This is a genomic window from Brevundimonas sp. LF-1 (genome assembly GCF_037055305.1).
GTDB classification, from domain to species: Bacteria; Pseudomonadota; Alphaproteobacteria; order Caulobacterales; family Caulobacteraceae; genus Brevundimonas; species Brevundimonas sanguinis.
Map to the genome: position 1 here is coordinate 281693 of NZ_CP146349.1, position 19356 is coordinate 301048.

Sequence of the window (19356 nt, forward strand, 5' to 3'; positions counted from 1 at the left end):
GCGCTGGCTTGTTGGATTTCCGGTCGCAATTCGGCCTGGCGACGTCCCGCCGCCTTTCCAAGCGCGGCCCGCCCCCTACACCCTAGACGTGATGACTCGCGCCCGCCTGAACCGACGCGGCCTGATGGCCGGCGCCCTTGGCCTAAGCGCCGTGGGCCTGAGCGCCGTGGGCGCCCTGTCGGCGTGCAGCCGCACGCCCGCGCCGACCGACGAGTCCGGCCGCGTGCGCCTGCGCGTCGCGGCGGGCGGACCGGCCGACGCCCTGCACGGCGGCTTCTATCAGGCGCTGGCGGTCGGGGCCTATGAGCGGCGCGGCCTCAATGTCGAGATTCTGTCCGGCCCGCCGGGCGCCGACATCCCCGCCCTTCTGGCCGCCAGCGCGGTCGAACTGGCCATCGGCCGCGACAGCTTCCTGCCCCTGCGGCTGATCGCCGAGCGCGCCCCGGTCAAGGCCGTAGCCGCCTTCCTGCAGAAAGACCCGGTCGTCCTTCTGGCCCATCCCGGCCAGCAGCTGGAGGATCTGACCGTCCTGCGCGGCCGCAAGCTGCTGATGGAGCCCAGGGATCAGGACGGCTTCTGGACCTGGCTGCGCGCCCGCTTCGATCTGGCCGCCGACCAGGCCCAACCCGGCGCGGTCGATGACAATCTGAAGGCCTTCCGCGACGATGCGGACAGCGTGCTGATCGCTCGCCTGACCGACGGCGGCCCAGAGGCGGTCGCCCGCGCGGTCGGCTTCCAGCCCCTGATCCTGTCCCCGGCCGAGGACGGCTACCCCTCCTATTCCGGCCTGGTGCTGGCGCCCAACGCCTTCGCCCGCGACAACGCCCAGGCCCTGCGCAACTTCATCGCCGCCTCGGTCGAGGGCTGGCGCGACTATGTCCACGGCGACGGGGCCAAGGGCGACGCCCTGATCCGCCGCGCCCATCCCGACCTGCCCCAGCGCGCGCTGGACGCCGCCCGCGCCGCCCTGCGCGCCCGGGCCATGGTCGACGGCGGCGACGCGGCCCTGTACGGCCTCGGCGCCATGACGCCCGAGCGTTGGCAGGCCTTCGCCGATCAGACGCAGGGCGCCTATCCCGCCGCGCCCGACTGGCGCGAGGCCTTCACCAGCCAGTATCTGCCCTCGCGCGGCTAAATCGCCCGACGTTAGGCGAGGATTAAGCCGCGCCGCCTAGGATGCCCGGCTGAACCTCTGCAGTTTTCACGAGGCGCCGTTGACGCGCACCCTGACCATCGCCGCCCTTCTGCCCGCGCTCGGCGCGGCCACGGCCGCCTGGGCGCAGCCCGTCCCGCCTCAACAAGCTCCCGACCAAACGCCCTATCCTACGCCCTCCCATACGCGCCAACTCTCCTGGCCGGGCCGCCCCTCAGCCCATCCAGCCAGCCGGCCCGCGCCGGACTGGACCAGCGCCCCGGCTGACAGCTTCGCCCCGCCGCAGCAGGTCGTGGCGGACAGCCAGACCTATGCCGCCCGCCCGCCCATCATCCCGCACGGCGGATACCCCTGGCGTTCCGCCCAGGCCTACGGCGAGCCCCAGCAGGCCCCCGCGCCCGAGTTCCGTCCGGTGACCAGCCACCCGGACGCCGTCTGGCGCCCCTATGTGAGTCCTCCGGCCGAAGCCCCGGCGCCCGACTTCACGCCGCCCGCGCCCTATCAGCCGTCCTATCAACCCCCGCCGTGGACGCGCCAGCCGACGCAGAGCCAGCCTCAGCCTGCGCCCTATGCGCCTCTGCCCCAGCAGACGCCCCAGCCGACGCCCGCGCCGATGCCCGAGCCGTTGCGGCCGATGCCGACGCCGGTTCAGCCGATCCCGCGCGTCGTCGCCCCTGCTCCTCAACCTGCCCCCGAGCCGACGCCTGAACCGGTGCGACAGCCGCCGCAGAGCGTTATCGCCCAGCCCCAGCCTGCGCCGCCCCCGCCGCCGGTCCAGCCTGCCCCCCGCTCCCGCCCGAGCCTCAGCCCCAAGCTCAGCCAGACCCCGCGCCCGCACCGGCCCAGCCGACCGTCGACCCGTTGGCGCCCGTCGCGACGCGCTGATCTTCCAGCTGCAAAGGAACGCGCCTCAGACGCCCGCCGCATCGGCCGCCGCCACGCCTGAGGCCCCGGCGCAGCAACAACCTCAGACTGCGCCGCAACCCGCGCCCCAGCCCGCGTCCAGCGACGCCCCGGCTCAGAGCGGCGCCCGCTATTACTCCGTCCACCGTCAGGCGGGCCGCCAGCCGGACGCCACGCCCCTGCCCGCGCCCAACTATCTGGACGCCCTGCCGGTCGAACTGGATCAACCCATCGCCTCGGACGACCTGGCTCAGCCGCCCGAGGCGCCCGCCGTCATGCGCGACGCCCAGGGCCGCCTGCGCGCCGCCCCCTGACGGACGGTCCCACGACCGACGGTCCCGACCTGCCATGAGCGACGGCGCCGCCCTGCCTCCGCCGGCCAAGACCGGCTCGCGCCTGCCTGAGCTGATCGCCCTGGCCCAGGAAGACTCCAGCCCCAAGCGGCGCGCCCTGCTGCGTGAACTGACCGACTGCTTCTTCGGCGCCCCCAGCGCACCGAGGCGGAAACCGCCCTCTATGGCGCCGTCCTGTCCGAACTCACCGACGCTATGGAGACGGCCGTGCGCGCCGAACTGGCCGAGCGGTTCGCCGAGGCGCCGGACGCCCCGCACCAGCTGATCCGCCGCCTGGCCAATGACGAAGCCGAGACCGTGGCCGCCCCCGTCCTCAGCGCCTCGCCCGTGCTGACCGAGGCGGACCTGATCGGCGTGGTGCGCTCGCGCGGTCAGGGGCATATGCGCGCCGTCAGCCGCCGCGCCGCCGTGTCCGAGGCCGTGTCCGACGCCATTGTCGAGCGCGGCGACGACGAGACCCTGGGCGTGCTGCTGGGCAATGAAGGCGCCAGCCTGTCGCGCGCCGCCTCGGAAACCGCCGTTGAACGCGCCCGCGCCAACCCTGCCCTGCACGCGGTGACGGTCGAACGCTCCAGCCTGCCGCCCGACCTGCTGAACGACCTGTATTTCGAGGTCGAGGCCCGATTGCGCCAGCGCATCCTGGAACAGAACGCGCGGATGGACCCGGCCCTGCTGGAAAGCGCCCTGGCCGCCGGGCGCACGCGCGTCGCCGCCGAAGACGGCGCCCTGCCGCCCGACTACGCCGAGAGCCTGGCCTATGTCGAAGAACTGCGCGCCGCCAACCAGCTGACGCCCCAGGTGCTGGCCCGCTTCCTGCGCTCGGGCGGCCAGACCGCCTTCCTGATCGCCCTGTCGCAGCTGGCCGACGTCGACTTCCACACCGCTCGCCAGATCATCGAGCGGCGCGAGCTGGACGCCCTGGCGGTGATCTGCAAGGCGGCCGACCTGGATCGCGCCCTGTTCCTGACCTACGCCGTCGTCCTGCTGAACACCGACGACAACGCCATGGGCAAGGCCCGCGCCTATGCCGGGATGTATCAGGAACTGACCCGAGAGGCGGCCCTGCGGACGATCCGCTTCTGGCGCGCGCGCAAGGCGATGCAGGCGGCCTGACCGCCTCTCCTTGTCCCGGACAGCAAAACGCCCGCCTTTCGCTGGAAAGGCGGGCGTCTGTTTTTGATTGGCGCCGCTTTTACTTGCGGGTCGCGCGGGCGGGTTTGCGGCCGCCTTGGCCCAGGCCCATCTGCTTGGCCAGTTCCGAACGCGCCTTGGCGTAGTTCGGGGCGACCATGGGATAGTCTTTCGGCAGACCCCATTTGGCGCGGTATTCTTCCGGGCTCAGATTGTATTTGGTGCGCAGGTGACGCTTCAGCGACTTGAACTTGCGACCGTCTTCCAGGCAGATCAGGAAGTCCGGCGTGATCGACTTGCGAACCGGGACGGCCGGTTCTTGGGGCTCGGGCTCGGCCTCGACCGGCGCTTCCGAAACGCCCGACAGGGCGGCGTGGATTTGCGCGATCAGGGTCGGCACAGTGTCGGCCGATACGGTGTTGTTGCTGACATAGGCCGACACGATGTCCGCCGTCATCTCAAGCAGTTCGGGTTTTTCTTCCATCTGGATCAGCCTTCTGTCGTCCCAAATTCATTCGACTGATCTGAAAGGATCCGCCGCTTGTCGGTTTCATACGGATGTTCGAGTTTGAAAGCAATGCAGCCGTCTTTTATCGCTTGATAAGCGAGTTCAACTGCTCTGATCAGTAATTACGACAACGCCGATTTTTTATCGACCGAAGTTCTCCGCAAGGGCCAGCAGGGCTGCGCGCTCAGGCGCCGAGTATTCGTCGATCAGCGCCTCCTCCCCTCGCGGATCGCCCGTAGAAGCGTCGGCGTCAGCGCCGAGGACAGAGACCAGTTCCAGTAACGCAGCACCGTCTGGGCCCGGTCCACCGCCAGCATTTCATAGATGATCTGCACCCGGCGCCAGTCGGGGTGCTCGGCGCCGTCCGCCGTGGTCTCGGGACGCCGCATGGCCCGCCACAGGGCCGCCAGGTCGCGCCGCGCCAAGCCCGTCGCCTTGCACAATATGGCCAGGGGCTCGCCCCGCATCGCCCATGATCTTGGCCGAAGTCAAAGGCTTGATCCCCGACAGATAGCCGATCTCGGCCACCAGTTCGCGCGTCAGTCCCCGGCCCCGCCGCCGCCACGGCCGCTTCCAGATCGGCGTAAGGGCTCTTGGCCACCGCCGCGCGGTTGCGCTGGCGCCGCTCGATGAACTGCAGCGCCTTGCGCGCGACGGGGTCGCTCCACCCCTCCTCGGCCGCCAGGGCGAAGACGTCCTCGACGCTGCTCTGCATCACCTCGCGAGACACGGCGAAGCGTTGCAGGATGATGCGCCGCTCCTCGGCCCCGCACCACCAGAACATGACATAGGCGCCCGAGGGCCGTAGTTCCGGGCGCCGCAGGATCAGGGCGCACAGCGCCGGCGCGTTGCGGCTCAGGGCGATCACGCTCTCGACGGCGGATTGCGGCAGGCGCGCCGTGTCATTGCGCAGGACGGCGGCGATCACCGCCTCCTCGGCCCAGTTGAACAGGGCCTCGGCCACGACCTCGGACAGGCCGCGCCGCGCCGCCATCATCAGGCGATGCTCCAGACCCGCATCGCGCGCGCAGCCGATCAGGTCCGCGTCCGACAGGGCCGCGCACTCCTCCAGCAGCGGCCGCGCCACCTCAGGCTCGTCGCGCAGCAGCAGCCGTTTCAGCGCATCAGGCAGTTCGCCCAGCGGGGCCAGCCGCTCGGCCACCCGGCGGCGCTCATCCGTCGCGGCCGTCCGCAGCACGTCGACCAGCAGGTCGCCGACCACCGAACGCTCGAAGACGTTGATCCGGCTCGCCGGCAGGCTGACCACATCGGCCAGACGACGCAGCAGGGCGCGGCGCGCCCGCAACGGCCGCGTCCCTGTCTCTTCCGCCCTGACCCTGGGTTCGCTCATGAGCGCAGCCTAGCGCCGACGCGTTAACCGGCCGTCACAGCCCTTCGAACAGAGCCGTCGACAGATAGCGTTCGGCGAAGCTGGGGACGATGGTCACGATGGTCTGACCGGCATAGGCATCCTGCGCCGCCAGCCGGAAGGCCGCCGTCAGGGCCGCGCCCGAGCTGATGCCGACCGGGACGCCGTCCTCGCGCGCGACGCGGCGGGCCATGGCGAAGGCGTCCTCGTTGGTGACCTGCTCGACCCCGTCGATGACGGCGCGGTCCACCACGGCGGGGATGAAGCCCGCGCCGATGCCCTGGATCTTGTGCGGCCCCGGCGCGCCGCCGGACAGAACGGGAGAGTCGGTCGGCTCGACCGCGATCATCTTCACCGAGGGCTTCTTCGCCTTCAGCGCATGGCCGACGCCGGTGATGGTGCCGCCGGTGCCGACGCCCGCCACCACCACGTCCACGGCGCCCGCCGTGTCGTTCCAGATTTCCTCAGCCGTCGACGCCTCGTGGATGGCGGGGTTGGCCAGGTTCTCGAACTGGGCCGGGCTGACCGAGCCGGGGATTTCGCTCAGCAGCTCTTCGGCGCGGGCGATGGCGCCCTTCATGCCCTTTTCGGCCGGCGTCAGCTCCAGCTTGGCGCCCAGCAGGGCCAGCATCTTGCGCCGCTCGATCGACATGCTCTCGGGCATGACCAGGATCAGCTTATAGCCCTTGGACGCCGCGACGAAGGCCAGGGCGATGCCGGTGTTGCCGCTGGTCGGCTCGATCAGGGTGGCGCCCGGCTTGATCCGGCCCAGTTGCTCCAGCGCCTCGACCATCGCCACGCCGATACGGTCCTTGACCGAGGCGATCGGGTTGAAGAACTCCAGCTTGGCCAGCACCGTGGCCTTGGGCTTCAGCGCCGCCGTCAGGTTCGGCAGCCGCACCAGGGGCGTATCGCCGATGGTGTCGACGATGCTGTCATAGACCCGACCCCGCCCCGCCTTCCTGTGGCGGCTGGCGTCATAGGCTTGGGTTTGAGCAGTGTCGGACATGGCGAGGTCTCCGTACGTTCGGGGGCGGCGTAACAGATAAGGCTTATACGCGCGAGGCAAGGCCCCGCTCCGCAGCTTTTCTGTCGCGGTGTTTAGCCGCGCTGACCGCGCCCGGACGCGACGGGCCTATTCGTCCGGAAAGCTCTTGTGATCCTGCCGGTGCTGGGCCGGCAGATAGGGCCCGGCGGGCAGGCCCTGCCCCAGCGCATGGGTCGCCGTCAGATTGGCCTGCTGGGTCAGCGGCATATAGTTGGGCTTGGCCTTCTCCAGCGCCGCGACGATGGCCTGGGCCAGCAGATCGGCCAGCGGATTGCCCGAGTTCGACGCCTGCGGACTGTAGGTCATCGACTGATGGTCCGCCCACAGCACCTGACCGCTGCGACAGCTCTTCAACGTGTATTCAAACGCCACATTGGTCGAGGTCGAGATCAGGATGTATTGCGACTCCCACTTCTGGATTTCGACGAACAGCACGGCGTCGCAGCCGAACAGGGGACCGAAGCGCGCGGCGTCGGCCTGATGCACCAGACCGGCGTCCGACAGGCCCTCGTCCTCCAGCACCCCCTTCACCATATGGGCGGGGAAGACATAGTAGCCGCGCTCGGCCACCGGCCGGGAAATGGTCGAGACGAAATAGTCCGCCGCATCCACGTTGACGGTCGAGTTCAGCGCCGGAACCACCATGACGCTGCGCGGATTCTCGGCGCGCAGGGCGGCGTAGCTCTTGGGCGCAGGCCCCGTGGCGCAGGCGGTCAGCAGGGCGGCGCAGGCCAGGGCGGCGACGGCGAGCGATTGGCGGATGATCATTGCGCCTCTCCCCGGCGACGGCGGCCTGACCGCCGAGGCCGACGATCACCCGATCCATGAAGACGGCCGATTCGGGAAAGCGCGCGCGCTCTTCCTGAAACATCGTCAGGGCCTGCGCCGTCTCGCCCGCCTGCAGATGCAGATAGCCCAGCTCGGCCAGCAGCCCCGGCGCCACGGCGTCGCGCTTGCGCCCCGCCTCGATGGCGCGCTCCAGCGCGGTGCGATAGGCCTCGCGGTTCTCGGGGTTCTGGGCATAGGCGTAGAGCGCGGGCTCATAGGCGCCCCACTCGAACCGCGTGGCGGGCGCGCAGGCGGCGAGGCCGGTCAGGGTCATCAGGGCGGCCATCATCATCAGACGTTTCACGGCAGCACCACCACAGCCTGCGTCCCGGCGGCGACGATCACCGTCTGGGCGTGAAGGATCCGACCGCCCTGACTGACGACGACCTCATGACGGCCCGGCGTCAGGGCCGCGCCCCCGCCAAGGGCGCTGACCGATCCCAGATCGCGCCCGTCCACGATCAGGCGGGCGTCGGCCGGGGCGTTACGCAGCTTCAGCGTGCCCGCGGATGCGCCCTGCACCGCCTCGCGCGCAGGATAGTTTTGGACGCACCCTCCGGCCGCCAGCGCGGCGCACAGGACGGTCAGCACGACCGCGCTCGTCTTCATGGTCTGATCTCCGTGACCCGCAGGCCGGTTGGATCGGCAGGCAGTTCGCCCTCGATCAGGCGGGCGGTCGCGCCCTCGGTCTCAGGGCTGTCGCCGAAGAAGCCGGTGATCTCGATCTGCGCCACCCGGCTGCCCGGCAGGGTGATCGGCAGGCCTGACTGGCCGCTGACTACCGTCTCGCCCGGCGTTTCGACGTGGAAGCGGTCGCCGGCGCGCAGACCCTGGCTGGGACCGCCGCTGACATAGACGGTCGGGCCGGACACCCGCAGGATGTCGGTGAACCAGGCCCGCTGCTGCAACTGGTTGACGATATTGGTCATGGCGTCCGCGATGGCCGCCGATATGGCCCGATCGTTCAGCGTCGAGTCATAGCCCGCGCGGCTGCCGAAGCCCGCAACCTCGCCGGTCTCCGTCGTCGCCTCCCCGGCGCCCGAGGCGGTGAAGAAGACGCGGCCCGTGCGCACGTCGACCAGACGGATCTCGACCGTGGCGTTGACCGCCTGACGCCGTTGGGAGTTGAGGAAGCCCTGCTTGCCCTCGTTGCGACGGCCCAGTTGGGTGATCGAGCCCAGCAGCAGGGCGTCGACCCCGCTCAGCGCCTGGCCGTCCGCCTGGGACAGCACCCGCTCGGCGTTGAGCGCCGTCAGATCGGATCGCTCGAAGACGAAGAAATGGTCGGAGGCCACCAAAGCGTTGACCAGCATGTCGCCCGCCTGGCTCGCCACCGGGTCGGCCTGCCCCGGCGACAGCAGCAGGCGGCCATAGGGGTGCTGTTGCTGAAGCGCCCGACCGCCACCCGGCGCTTCAGCCCCGCCCGCGCTGACCCCGGCGGCGCGGTCTCGACCTCAACCGCGCCGGGCGCGGCGAACGCTGCGGCCGGGCAGGCCGACGCACAGACGGCCAGAGCCGCAAAAGCTGCGAAAACCCGCTGGAAAATCATCTGAAACCGCCCCCGGCCGATCAGCGTTATTCATGACACGCCTTATGCGCTCAGCGCAATCCCTTCGCCAAACCCGCGCCAATTCAACAGAAACATCCGGCGCCGACGCCTTGTCGCCGGTCGCTGCGTCAGGCAATCCAGATGCTGAACCAAGGGAATGACCAGATGACCGACACGCTTGAGCTTTCGCACTGGATCGGCGGCGAGAAGGTCGCCGGAACGCGCCCGGGCGAGAGCCTGAACCCGTCGGACATCCGCGATGTGGTCGCCCGCACGCCCCAGGGCGGCGCCACCGAGGTCGATCAGGCGGTCGCCGCCGCCCGCGCCGCCTTCGGTCCCTGGGCCGACGCCTCGCCTGAAGTCCGTTCGGATGTGCTGGATCGCGCCGGGACCCTGCTGATGGAGCGGCGCGAAGTCATCGGCCGCCTGCTGTCGCGCGAAGAGGGCAAGACCCTGGCCGAAGGCATCGGCGAGACGGCCCGCGCCGCCCGCATCCTGAAGTTCTTCGCGGGCGAGGCCCTGCGCCTGCACGGCCAGAACCTGGCCTCGACCCGGCCCGGCGTGGAAATCCAGACCTATCGCCAGCCGGTCGGCGTGTTCGGCCTGATCACGCCGTGGAACTTCCCCATCGCCATTCCGGCCTGGAAGATCGCCCCCGCCATCGCCTTCGGCAACACCGTGATCATCAAGCCCGCCGGCCCGACCCCGGCCACGGCCGAGGCCCTGATCGCCATCCTGCATGAGGCGGGCCTGCCCAAGGGCGTGGTCAACATGGTCATCGGCGACGGCGACGTCGGCCGCGCCATCGTCGCCCACCCGGACGTGGACGGCATCAGCTTCACCGGCTCGCAGAAGGTCGGCGCCGGGGTGGCCGAAGGGGCGATGAAGCGTCAGGCCCGCGTCCAGCTGGAAATGGGCGGCAAGAACCCGCTGATCGTGATGGACGACGCCGATCTCGACCGCGCCGTGAACATCGCCCTGGACGGCAGCTTCTTCGCCACGGGCCAGCGCTGCACCGCCTCCAGCCGCCTGATCGTTCAGGACGGCATCCATGACCGCTTCGTCGCCGCCCTGGCCGAGAAGGTCGCGTCCTTGCGCGTCGGCGACGCCCTTGACCCGTCCACCCAGATGGGCCCCGCCGTGACCGAGGCCCAGCGCGACGTGTCCTACGACTACATCGACATCGCCGCGTCCGGCGGCGGCCGCGTCGTGGCGGGCGGCCAGCGCCTCAGCCTCGACAAGCCGGGCTGGTACGTCCAGCCGACCCTGATCGTCGACACCCTGCCCGACGCCCGCATCAACAACGAAGAAGTGTTCGGCCCCGTCGCCTCGACCATCCGCGTGGCCGATTTCGAGGAGGCCATGACCATCGCCAACGGCGTCGAGTTCGGCCTGTCGGCGGGCATCGTCACCCAGTCGCTGAAGCACGCGCGCGAGTTCCAGCGCCGGGCGCGGGCGGGCATGACCATGGTCAACCTGGCCACCGCCGGGGTCGACTATCACGTCCCGTTCGGCGGCACGAAGAAGTCCAGCTACGGCCCCCGCGAACAGGGTTTCGCCGCCGCCGACTTCTACACCCAGATCAAGACCAGCTACTCGGCCTCTTGAGACCCGCTACCCCTTGAATGCGTCCTTGGCCGCGCGGCGCTGAGCGAAGTCTTCGGCGTCGCGGGCGCGCAGGAAGGGGTTGAAACGGCGCTCGACCCCGACCGTCGTCGGCACGGTGGCCTCGCCCCGTTCGCGCGCGGCGAAGATCGCCTCGGCGTGCGCCTGCAAGGCCTCATCGGCGTCCGGCGACGACAGGGCGAAGCGGGCGTTCGACGCCGTATATTCATGGGCGCAGTACAGCGTCGTCGCCTCGGGCCAGGCGGCGATGCGGTTCAGGCTCTCCCACATCTGCTCAGGCGTTCCCTCGAACAGCCGCCCGCAGCCCAGGGCGAAGATGACGTCGCCGACGAAGGCCAGGCCGTCGTCCGCCGCATGATAGACCACATGGCCCAGCGTATGGCCGGGCGACAGCACCACGTCGAAGGCCGTCCTGCCCAGCCGCACCGCCTCGCCGTCGACCAGCACGTGATCCAGCGGCGCCGCGCGGCGCACCTCCTCCGGTCCGGCGATCTCGCAGCCCGTCTCGGCCTGCAGCCGTTCGTTGCCGCCGGTGTGGTCGGGGTGCCAGTGGGTGTTCAGGATCAGGTCCAGCCGCCCCCAGCCCGACGCCTCCAGATCGTCCAGGATCGCCTCGGCGTCCGGCGTGTCGATGGCCGCAACCAGCCCAGTCGCCTCATCGCGGATCAGGAAGCCGTAGTTGTCGGACAGGCAGGGGAACTGGCGGACGGTCAGGGTCATGAGGAGGTCTCCGATCAGGCGGCATCCTAGCAGGCCTATACAGTTTTCCGCTCATCCGCCGGGATGAGCGGTTTTAAGCAGGAAGGCCGACATCCGCCGCGAAATCCGCCATACTGCTCCCATGCGCCGCAGCATCGACGAGGCTCCGCACCTTCTACGGCGAACCGACAGGGGCGCTGGCGCGGCGCATGCTGGCGCGGCGGCTGGACGACGCCTGGGGTGAGGCGAACGGCTGCGACGTGCTGGGGCTGGGCTACGCCACCCTGGCTGGACGCCTTCATCGGCGCGCGCCGCGTCATCGCCGCCATGCCGGGCGCACAGGGCGCGGAGCAGTGGACGGCGGGCGGCCGCAACCGCACCGTCCTGATCGACGAGCGCCGCCTGCCTTTCGCCGCCGGGACCTTCGACCGCATCCTGCTGGTCCACGCCCTGGAAGAGGCGGACGACCCCAAGGCCCTGCTGACCGAGGCGGTGCGGGCCCTGGCGCCGTCGGGCCGCGTCATCCTGGCGGCGGCGGCGCGCGGGGGCCTGTGGGCCCGCGCCGAGGCCACCCCTTCGGCCACGGCCGCCCCTTCACCCGCGGCCAGTTGGAGCGGCTGGTGCGCGAAGTCGGCCTCGAGCCGGTCGCCTGGTCCCAGGCGCTTTACGTCCCCCGTGGCGGCCTCTGCTGGGTCTGGCCGACGGGCTGGAGCAGGTGGGCCCGAAACTGTTTCCAGGCGCAGCGGGCCTGATCATGCTGGAAGCCACGCGCCAGGCCTACGCCCGCGTCCGCCCGCGCGGCCTGGCCCAGACGGTGCTGGCCGGACGGCCCGCCCTGACCCCCTCGCCCGCCGCCCGTGATCATGCGCCTGCGTCGCACCCTATGGGCGCCGCGCGCAAACAGCCTTAAAGCCAGCCTCATGCAAAGACTGATCCTGATGCGTCACGCCAAGGCCGAAGCCTCGGCGCCCGGCGGCGACGTGGACCGCGCCCTGAGCGAGCGCGGCCTGCGCGACGCCGCCGCCATCGGCCGCGCCCTGGCCGCGCGGGGACTGAAGCCGGATATGGCTTTGGTGTCCGGCGCCCGGCGCACGCGCCAGACCTGGGATCAGGTCAGCGACCATTTCGGCGACGTCGAACTGCGCGTGTCCGACAACCTCTACAACGCCTCGGCCGACACCCTGCGCCGCGCCGTCGAGGCGGCCGAGGACGAGGCGGGCTGCCTGCTGCTGATCGCCCATAACCCCGGCGTGCATCAACTGGCGGTCGAATATCTGATCGAGAGCGCCGCCTCGCCTTCGGTGCTGGACAAGATGAGCGGCGGCTTCCCCACCGGGGCGGCGGCTGTCTTCACCGTCGATGTCGCCGGGCGCCCCTCCTATGAGGGCTGGCTGACCCCGGAGACGCTCTAGGCCATGACCGACCTGCCCCATTTCGCCTTCAAGATTTTGAGCCGCGCCGACTGGCGGGCGGCCCTGGCCGAGGGCCGCTACGACGGTTCAGCCGTGGACCTGGCCGACGGCTACATCCACCTGTCGGCCGCCGATCAGCTGGAGGCCACGGCGGCCAAGCATTACGCGGGACAGAGCGACTTGATGCTGGTCGAGGTCGACCTGACGGCTCTGGGCGACGCCCTGATCTGGGAGCCGTCGCGCGGCGGCGCCCTGTTCCCCCACATCTACGGCCCCCTGCCCGTCGCCGCGACGCGCGGCGCGCGCGGCCTGTCGGTCAGCGCCGACGGCCGCATGGTCATTGAAGAGACCGCCCGAGCCTGAACATGAGCATGAGCCTGACCGACCTGGGCGCCGTCCTGCTGCGCCAATTCGACCCGGAAACGGCCCACCGCTTGGCCATCCGCGCCCTGCAGCTGACGCCCCTGCCCGCGCCCGGCGCCGACGATCCGATCCTGAAGACCACGATCGCCGGGCTGCAGATGTCCAACCCCGTCGGTCTGGCGGCGGGCCTCGATAAGAACGGCGAGGCGCTGGAAGGCCTGTCGCGGCTGGGATTCGGCGCCGTGGAGTGCGGCTCGGTCACGCCGCGCGCGCAAGCGGGCAACCCCAAACCGCGCCTGTTCCGCCTGTCGGAAGACCGGGCGATCATCAACCGCATGGGCTTCAACAACGAGGGGCTGGAGCCCTTCGCCGCCCGTCTGGCCCGGCGCCCGACCCGCACCGCCATCGGCGCCAACCTGGGCGCCAACAAGGATACCGAGGACAGGGCCGCCGACTATGTCGCGGGGCTGAAGCGGCTGGCGGGTCTGGCCGACTATTTCACGATCAACATCTCCTCGCCCAATACGCCGGGGCTGCGCGCGCTGCAGGGCCGCGAGGCGCTGGACGACCTGCTGGGTCGCATCAACGAGGCGCGCCCCGGCGACGGCGCCCCGGTCTTCCTGAAGATCGCGCCCGATCTGATCGGCGAAGAGATCGGCATGATCGTCGAGGCTTCCTCGCCCACCGGATCGACGCCCTGATCGTGTCCAACACCACGCTGGAGCGGCCCGCCTCCCTGCGCTCCGCATTCGCGGGCGAGAATGGCGGCCTGTCGGGCGCCCCGCTGAAGCCCTTCGCCCTGAAGGCCCTCGAGGCGGCGGCCGAAGCGGCGGACGGGCGCCTGCCCCTGATCGCTGTCGGCGGCATCGCCAGCGGCGAAGACGCCTTCGCCCGCATCCGGGCCGGCGCCTCGTCGGTCCAGGTCTATTCGGCCCTGATCTATGAAGGCCCGGGCCTGATCGGCCGCATCAAGCGCGACCTGGCCGCCCGCCTGCGCGCCGAAGGCTTTTCCAGCATGGCCGAGGCGACCGCCGCCCGCCGTTGACGGAGCATTAGCAACCCTCGGTCGATGATGAACCAATGGGCCCAGCGCCCGTTTGGAACGTCGTATGTCCGACACTATCGCCGACGCCCATATCGGGTGGGCGCCCGCCATTCGCCAACGTCGCAAGGCGACAATGCAGCGCCTTGTCACGGGCGGCGCGACGGCGCTTGTCTTCAGCCCCATTCTGGGACTGGGGCCCGCTATGGGGTGGCTGGCTGTCTATGTCCTGATCCAGGGGGTTGAGGCCTGGCTGGCCCAGCCCGTGCTGCAAGACCGCCAGGAGACGCCAAAGGGCTGGCGCGGACTGGCGATGGACGCCGTGCTGGCGCTGAACGCCGGCTGGCTGGGTTTCCTGTCTGTACCCCTATGGCTGATCGGCGGTCCGATGGGCGGTTTCGCCGCTTCCGTCCTGCTTTCGGCAGGCTCGATCAACTCCGTGATCATGTCGGCCGGCAATATGCGGGTGTTCAGCTTCACCGTGCTGCCCCAGCTGGGCTTCATGGCCCTGACGCCCATGTTCATGGCCTTGTGGGGAGCCGAGCGGTCTCTGATCATCGCCGTGGCGATCGGCATCTTCTGTTACGCCCTTTTCTGCTTCAACACGCGCGCGCGCCTGCGCAGCGCCACGCTGGCCGAGCGCCACGCCCTGGCCGAAGCCGAGCGGGAACGCCGCCAGGTCGAGACCGCCATGACGGAGCGCAGCGCCTTCCTGGCCGCCGTCGGCCACGACCTGCGCACGCCCATCAGCGCCATCCTGACTGGCGCAGACTACCTGCGCGCCGCCGCCCCGTCCGCCGCCGCGCGCCAGCAGGTCGCCCTGATCGAGGACGCCGGCCTCATGATGAAGGCCCTGCTGGACGATCTGCTTGATCACGCACGGCTGAACGCAGGCCGGATGCACGTCGAGAGCAATGAGTTCGACCTGCGCCTGTTGCTGGCCCAGACCGCACGGCTGTGGCAGGGCCAGGCCCGCGCCCAGGGTCTGAGGTTACGGCTGGAAGGCGCGCGCGAGACGCCCCGCTGGGTGCGCGGCGACGCCATGCGCCTGCGTCAGGTGCTGAACAATCTGATCTCCAACGCCATGAAGTTCACCGAGGCCGGGACGGTGACGCTGAAGGTCCGTTGCTGGGTGGACGATCAGGGCGCCTGCGCCCTGCTGATCGACATCGCCGATACCGGGCGCGGCATGAGCCCCGCGCAGCTGCAGAGGCTGTTCAACCCGTTCGACCAGACCCAGGACGGCGTCGCAGCCCGCTTCGGCGGTTCTGGCCTGGGGCTGGCGATCAGCCGCGACCTGATCGAACTGATGGGCGGGCGCCTGACGGTGCGCAGCGAACCCGGCTGCGGCTCCCAGTTCACCGTGGCCCTGAGCCTGCCTCAAGGACGGCGCGATGCGGCCGCCGACGACATCCGCGACGAGCCAATCACCCCGCTGGCCGTGTCCGGCCGCCTCGACCCGCTCGCCCCCCGCCGGACAGCGCTCCGGCGGCCCCGACTTCGCAGCTCCCGCCTTCGCCGCCCCTGCCTTCGGCGTCCCTGCCTTCGCCGCCGGCCTTCGAGAAGGTCGCGCTCGATGACGACGCGGCGGACGCCCGGCCTCTGCGCGTCCTGGTCGTCGACGACCACGCCATCAACCGGCGCGCCATCCAGCTGATCCTGCAGGCCTTCGACTGCGAGATCGTCATGGCGGAAAACGGCCTGGCCGCGCTTCACGCCTGCGAGGACCAGGTCTTCGACGTCGTTTTCATGGATGTGCGGATGCCCGAACTGGACGGCCGCGAGACCACGCGGCGTCTGCGCAGCGGCGGCGGCCCGAACGCCCGCGTTCCCGTCATCGCCGTGACCGCCGACACCGAGCCGGAAGACATGAGCGCCTGCCTGGCCGCCGGCATGAACGCCTTCGTGTCCAAGCCGCTGACCCCAGCCGCGCTGCTGGAGGCCCTGTCCCGCACGCTGGACGCCGCGGCCCAGGACGAAGCGGACGCGGCCGCCGCCTAGGCGGTTTGCGGGCGCAGGGCCGCGATCAGGCGCTCTTCCCAGCCCGGCTGTCTGAGGTCGCATTCCCACAGGGTCAGGACGCGCCAGCCCGCCGCCGCCAGTTCGTCGGCCACGCGGGCGTCCCGGGCGCGGTTGCGGTCGATCTTGGCGATCCAGTAATCGGCGTTGCCCTTGGGCTGGCGGGCGCCGCGCGGGCAGTCGTGGCCGTGCCAGAAACAGCCGTGGACGAACACGACCGTCTTGCGCCCCTTCATCACCAGATCCGGCCGCCCCGGCAGGCCGCAGCCGCCGAGGCGATAGCCGATGCCCGCCGCGCGCAGGGCGCGCCGGACCTTGATCTCGGGGCCGGTGTCGCGACCCTTCACGCGCCGCATGACGGCGCTGCGTTGTTCGGGCGTGAAGACGTCGCCCGCCACGGCCTCAGCTCCGCGCGCGGCGGGCCGGCCAGCGGCGGGCGACGCCGGGAATCACAGCTGGGCCAGAAGATGCTCGGCCGAGGACACCTTGAACTCGCCGCCCTGCTCGATGTTCAACTGGTCGATGACGCCGTCCTTGACCAGCATGGAGTAACGCTGCGAGCGCTCGCCCATGCCGAAGCCCTTGGCGTCCAGCGCCAGGCCCACGGCGCGGGTGAAGTCGCCGTTGCCGTCGGCCAGCATGACGATGTCGTCGGTCCCGTTCAGGTCGTTGGCCTGGGCCCAGGCCCCCATGACGAAGGCGTCGTTGACCGAGACGCAGGCCACGGTGTCCACGCCCTTGGCCTTCAGGTCGGCGCGGTGGTCGACATAGCCCGGCAGGTGGCGCGCCGAGCAGGTCGGGGTGAAGGCGCCCGGCACGGCGAACAGGGCGACGGTCTTGCCGCCGAACAGCTCGGCCGTCGTGACCGGCTTGGGGCCCTCGGCGGTCATGGTGGTCAGGGTCGCCTCGGGAATGCGGTCGCCGATCGAAAGGGTCATGTCGGGATCTCCGGATGTCGGCCCGGCCGATCCGGAGCGCGATGACGATCAGATAGAGACCCACGGCCCGAACGCCAAGCGCCCCGGCGCCCGCCGTCTTGCGCCCGAAGGCCGGCGCCCCGATGATAGGGGGATGAAGACCTCCTCCTCCCCGGCGGCCTCCTCCCTGACCGGACGTCTGCTGGTCGCCATGCCCGGCATCGACGACGACCGCTTCCGGCACGCCGTCATCCTGATCTGCGCCCACGACGATGACCACGCCCTGGGCGTGCGCCTGGACCAGCCCGCGCCCGGCGTGTCCCTGGCCGAGGTGCTGGAGACGCTGGATACGCCCAGCCATGACCGCCTGCGCGACCGGCGAGTGCTGATCGGCGGCCCGGTCGAGCGCGAGCGCGGCTTCGTCCTGCACACCGACGACTGGATCAGCGACGAGACCAGCCTCAGCTTCGGCGAGGGGCTGGCCCTGACCGGCACCCGCGACGCCCTCACCGCCATGGCCGACGCCGAAGGCCCGCGCCGGTCGATCCTGCTGCTGGGCTACGCCGGCTGGGGCGAGGGTCAGCTGGAGGAAGAGCTGAACGAAAACGTCTGGCTGACCGCAGAAGCCGACGACGCCCTGATCTTCGACACCGACTACGACACCAAGTGGAGCCGCGCCCTGGCGGGCCTCGGCGTCGACGCCGCCCGCCTGTCCAGCCAGAGCGGCCGGGCCTGACGCTCCCTCTCCCGCCGGGAGAGGGTATCGCTAAGCCGAGCGCCCCTTGATCGGCGCGGAACCGTCGGCGAGGGACTCGTTCAAATAGACCTCGGCTTCCTGGGCCGGCAGGGCGGGCGCATAGCCGAAGCCCTGGCCGTAGTGGCAGCCGTCGTCGAGCAGCAGTTGGGCCAGGTGGGCGTTCTCCACCCCCTCGGCCACCACCTCCAGCTCCAGGTCGCGGCCCAGGTTGACGACGGATTTGACGATCTTGGCCGAGCCCTCGTCCTTGTCCATCGTCAGCACGAAATAGCGGTCGATCTTCAGGGTGTCGAAGGGCAGCTTGGCCAGGTAGGACAGGGACGAGAAGCCCGTGCCGAAGTCGTCCAGCGCCAGGCTGGCGCCCGCTTCGCGCAGGGCCTTGAGCACCTCGGCGGCGCGCGCCGTGTCGCGCATGATGTCGCCTTCGGTGACTTCCAGCTTCAGGGCGCCGCGCGGCAGGCCCGTCTCCTTGATGATGCGGGCGACGTCCTCAACCAGATAAGGGCGTTCGATCTCGCCGACCGACAGGTTCACGCTGCAGAACAGCCGCCCCGCGTTGGGGTGGCGGGTCAGCCACTCGTCCAGCTGACGCGCCGCCTGGGTCATCATCAGCAGGCCCAGTTCGTTCATCAGGCCCATTTCATCGGCCAGGGTCAGGAACTCGTCCGGCGGGACCAGACCGCGCCGGGGGTGGCGCCAGCGCGCCAGGGCCTCGAACCCGGCGACGGCGCCGGTGTTCAGGTTCACGATCGGCTGGAAGAAGGGCTCGATCTCGCCGCGCACGAAGGCGTTGCGCAGGTCCGCCTCCAGCGCCAGACGCGACAGGCTGTCGCTTTCCAGCGCCCGGCCGTAGGCGGCGGCCCCGCCGCGCCCGGCGGTCTTAGCCTGCTCCACCGCCAGCTCGGCACGGCGCAGGAGTTCGGCCGGGTCCGGGGCGTCGGGGCCGCCCTCGGCCGTCACCGCCCCGATGGACAGGGTGGGATAGATGTCGAAACCGGCCATGCGCAGCGGCTGTTCCAGCGCCTCGCGCATCCGGGCCCCGCCGCTGGTCCCGCCGCGCTTCACCAGGATGGCGAACTCGTCCTCGCCGATCCGGGCGGGGGCGCAGCTTTCGGAAAAGGCCGCCGACAGTCGCGACCCCAAGGCCGACAGCACCAGGTCCGCCCGCTCGTGCCCCAGGGCCTCGTTCAGGCGGCGCAGGCGGTCCAGATCCCCCACGACCAGTTCATACTCGCCTGGCTGCGCCAGGGTTTCGGCGACGCGGACGCGAAAGGTCCGCCGGTCCAGCAGCCCGGTCAGCGTGTCGCGATCCGCCCCGGCGAACTTGGTCTCCAGGGCGACGATGCCCGCCGCGCGCAGGCCGTCCTCCAGCCAGACGCCGCGCCATAGACAGGTCTCGCACCCGCGCATCCGCAGACGCACGGCGATCTCGGTCCCCTCGGCCTGCGGCTTCAGCAGCCGATCGGCCAGGGCGCGGTCCTGCGGCATGGTCAGGGCGGTGAAGGCCGCGCCCGAGCATTGCGGGGCCAGCGGGCCCAGTCCCAGCGGCCGGGTGGCGCCGGTGAAGCGGATCTGATCCTCGGCGGGGGTCCAAATCCAAAGCGCGGCGTCCGCCGCAGCCAAGGCTTCGATGGCCGTGGTGGGGTCCCACGTCAACGCTCTGGATCTTGCACTCAAAG

General features: G+C 70.6%; 20 protein-coding genes and 3 pseudogenes. 13 read left to right on the forward strand and 10 right to left on the reverse strand.

Features of this window, described 5'->3' with window-relative positions:
- Positions 1-91 precede the first annotated feature (91 nt).
- From V8F63_RS01555 to V8F63_RS01565, 3 genes and pseudogenes are all read left to right on the forward strand, one after another.
- Complete coding sequence (locus V8F63_RS01555; RefSeq protein ID WP_029972623.1) at positions 92-1135, forward strand: ABC transporter substrate-binding protein; 1044 nt, start codon at positions 92-94, stop codon at positions 1133-1135.
- 79 nt (positions 1136-1214) lie between these two features.
- A complete protein-coding gene (locus V8F63_RS01560) occupies positions 1215-2099 on the forward strand; it encodes a hypothetical protein (protein WP_392354312.1) in 885 nt (294 codons plus the stop codon).
- A gap of 305 nt (positions 2100-2404) precedes the next feature.
- Positions 2405-3522 (forward strand): annotated as a pseudogene (locus V8F63_RS01565) (DUF2336 domain-containing protein).
- A 79-nt stretch (positions 3523-3601) separates the two neighbouring features.
- On the opposite strand, the gene V8F63_RS01570 reads toward V8F63_RS01565, so the two are convergent.
- From V8F63_RS01570 to V8F63_RS01585, 4 genes and pseudogenes are all read right to left on the reverse strand, one after another.
- On the reverse strand, positions 3602-4024 hold the full coding sequence (locus V8F63_RS01570; protein ID WP_025977896.1) for a MucR family transcriptional regulator: 423 nt from the start codon (positions 4022-4024) through the stop codon (positions 3602-3604).
- Positions 4025-4189: 165 nt separating this feature from the next.
- A pseudogene (locus V8F63_RS01575) lies at positions 4190-5399 on the reverse strand (DUF2336 domain-containing protein).
- A gap of 34 nt (positions 5400-5433) precedes the next feature.
- The gene (gene cysK, locus V8F63_RS01580) at positions 5434-6426 is read right to left on the reverse strand and encodes a cysteine synthase A (RefSeq protein ID WP_134581535.1); all 993 of its coding nucleotides are present in this window, start codon (positions 6424-6426) and stop codon (positions 5434-5436) included.
- Positions 6427-6552: 126 nt separating this feature from the next.
- Positions 6553-7233 carry a GNA1162 family protein gene (locus V8F63_RS01585; protein WP_392354313.1) on the reverse strand — a complete coding sequence of 227 codons (681 nt, stop codon included), beginning with the start codon at positions 7231-7233 and terminating at the stop codon, positions 6553-6555.
- Here V8F63_RS01585 and V8F63_RS01590 point away from each other — a divergent pair.
- The gene (locus V8F63_RS01590; protein WP_392354314.1) at positions 7226-7651 is read left to right on the forward strand and encodes a hypothetical protein; all 426 of its coding nucleotides are present in this window, start codon (positions 7226-7228) and stop codon (positions 7649-7651) included. The genes V8F63_RS01585 and V8F63_RS01590 overlap by 8 nt on opposite strands.
- Here the strand turns inward: V8F63_RS01590 and V8F63_RS01595 are convergent.
- Both V8F63_RS01595 and V8F63_RS01600 read right to left on the reverse strand, forming a co-directional pair.
- Positions 7594-7902, reverse strand: a complete 309-nt coding sequence (locus V8F63_RS01595; RefSeq protein WP_392354316.1) for a hypothetical protein — start codon at positions 7900-7902, stop codon at positions 7594-7596. The two genes, V8F63_RS01590 and V8F63_RS01595, sit on opposite strands and share 58 nt — an antisense overlap.
- Positions 7899-8606 carry a CsgG/HfaB family protein gene (locus tag V8F63_RS01600; protein WP_392354317.1) on the reverse strand — a complete coding sequence of 236 codons (708 nt, stop codon included), beginning with the start codon at positions 8604-8606 and terminating at the stop codon, positions 7899-7901. The genes V8F63_RS01595 and V8F63_RS01600 overlap by 4 nt, the downstream gene beginning before the upstream one ends.
- Before the next feature lie 63 nt (positions 8607-8669).
- Between V8F63_RS01600 and V8F63_RS01605 the strand changes: the two genes are divergently transcribed.
- On the forward strand, positions 8670-8846 hold the full coding sequence (locus V8F63_RS01605) for a hypothetical protein (RefSeq protein ID WP_392354318.1): 177 nt from the start codon (positions 8670-8672) through the stop codon (positions 8844-8846).
- A 161-nt stretch (positions 8847-9007) separates the two neighbouring features.
- Positions 9008-10450, forward strand: a complete 1443-nt coding sequence (locus tag V8F63_RS01610) for an aldehyde dehydrogenase family protein (protein ID WP_392354319.1) — start codon at positions 9008-9010, stop codon at positions 10448-10450.
- Between the two features lie 6 nt (positions 10451-10456).
- On the opposite strand, the gene gloB is transcribed toward V8F63_RS01610, so the two are convergent.
- Positions 10457-11188 carry a hydroxyacylglutathione hydrolase gene (gloB, locus tag V8F63_RS01615; RefSeq protein ID WP_392354320.1) on the reverse strand — a complete coding sequence of 244 codons (732 nt, stop codon included), beginning with the start codon at positions 11186-11188 and terminating at the stop codon, positions 10457-10459.
- Between the two features lie 219 nt (positions 11189-11407).
- On the opposite strand from gloB, the gene V8F63_RS01620 reads away from it, so the two are divergent.
- The 6 genes and pseudogenes from V8F63_RS01620 (at position 11408) to V8F63_RS01645 (ending at position 15985) form a co-directional block, all read left to right on the forward strand.
- Positions 11408-12028, forward strand: coding sequence for a methyltransferase domain-containing protein (locus V8F63_RS01620; RefSeq protein ID WP_392354321.1), 621 nt, complete (start codon positions 11408-11410; stop codon positions 12026-12028).
- 59 nt (positions 12029-12087) lie between these two features.
- Entirely contained in the window at positions 12088-12579 is a 492-nt protein-coding gene (locus V8F63_RS01625) for a histidine phosphatase family protein (protein ID WP_392354322.1), read from the forward strand.
- Positions 12580-12582: 3 nt separating this feature from the next.
- Positions 12583-12942 (forward strand): DUF952 domain-containing protein, encoded by a 360-nt coding sequence (locus tag V8F63_RS01630; protein WP_312446627.1) that lies wholly within the window; start codon positions 12583-12585, stop codon positions 12940-12942.
- Between the two features lie 8 nt (positions 12943-12950).
- Positions 12951-13987, forward strand: a pseudogene (locus V8F63_RS01635) (quinone-dependent dihydroorotate dehydrogenase).
- A 64-nt stretch (positions 13988-14051) separates the two neighbouring features.
- Positions 14052-15641, forward strand: a complete 1590-nt coding sequence (locus tag V8F63_RS01640) for a HAMP domain-containing sensor histidine kinase (protein WP_392354323.1) — start codon at positions 14052-14054, stop codon at positions 15639-15641.
- A 2-nt stretch (positions 15642-15643) separates the two neighbouring features.
- Complete coding sequence (locus tag V8F63_RS01645; protein WP_392355011.1) at positions 15644-15985, forward strand: response regulator; 342 nt, start codon at positions 15644-15646, stop codon at positions 15983-15985.
- On the opposite strand, the gene V8F63_RS01650 is transcribed toward V8F63_RS01645, so the two are convergent.
- Together V8F63_RS01650 and V8F63_RS01655 are read right to left on the reverse strand one after the other, a co-directional pair.
- The gene (locus V8F63_RS01650; RefSeq protein WP_278069708.1) at positions 15982-16401 is read right to left on the reverse strand and encodes a very short patch repair endonuclease; all 420 of its coding nucleotides are present in this window, start codon (positions 16399-16401) and stop codon (positions 15982-15984) included. The genes V8F63_RS01645 and V8F63_RS01650 overlap by 4 nt on opposite strands.
- 51 nt (positions 16402-16452) lie before the next feature.
- Complete coding sequence (locus V8F63_RS01655; RefSeq protein ID WP_025977911.1) at positions 16453-16941, reverse strand: peroxiredoxin; 489 nt, start codon at positions 16939-16941, stop codon at positions 16453-16455.
- A 133-nt stretch (positions 16942-17074) separates the two neighbouring features.
- Here V8F63_RS01655 and V8F63_RS01660 point away from each other — a divergent pair, with 133 nt between their 5' ends.
- The gene (locus V8F63_RS01660; protein ID WP_025977912.1) at positions 17075-17656 is read left to right on the forward strand and encodes a YqgE/AlgH family protein; all 582 of its coding nucleotides are present in this window, start codon (positions 17075-17077) and stop codon (positions 17654-17656) included.
- A gap of 30 nt (positions 17657-17686) precedes the next feature.
- Here the strand turns inward: V8F63_RS01660 and V8F63_RS01665 are convergent, their stop codons facing one another.
- Positions 17687-19354 (reverse strand): bifunctional diguanylate cyclase/phosphodiesterase, encoded by a 1668-nt coding sequence (locus tag V8F63_RS01665; protein WP_392354324.1) that lies wholly within the window; start codon positions 19352-19354, stop codon positions 17687-17689.
- Between the last annotated feature and the right edge of the window lie 2 nt (positions 19355-19356).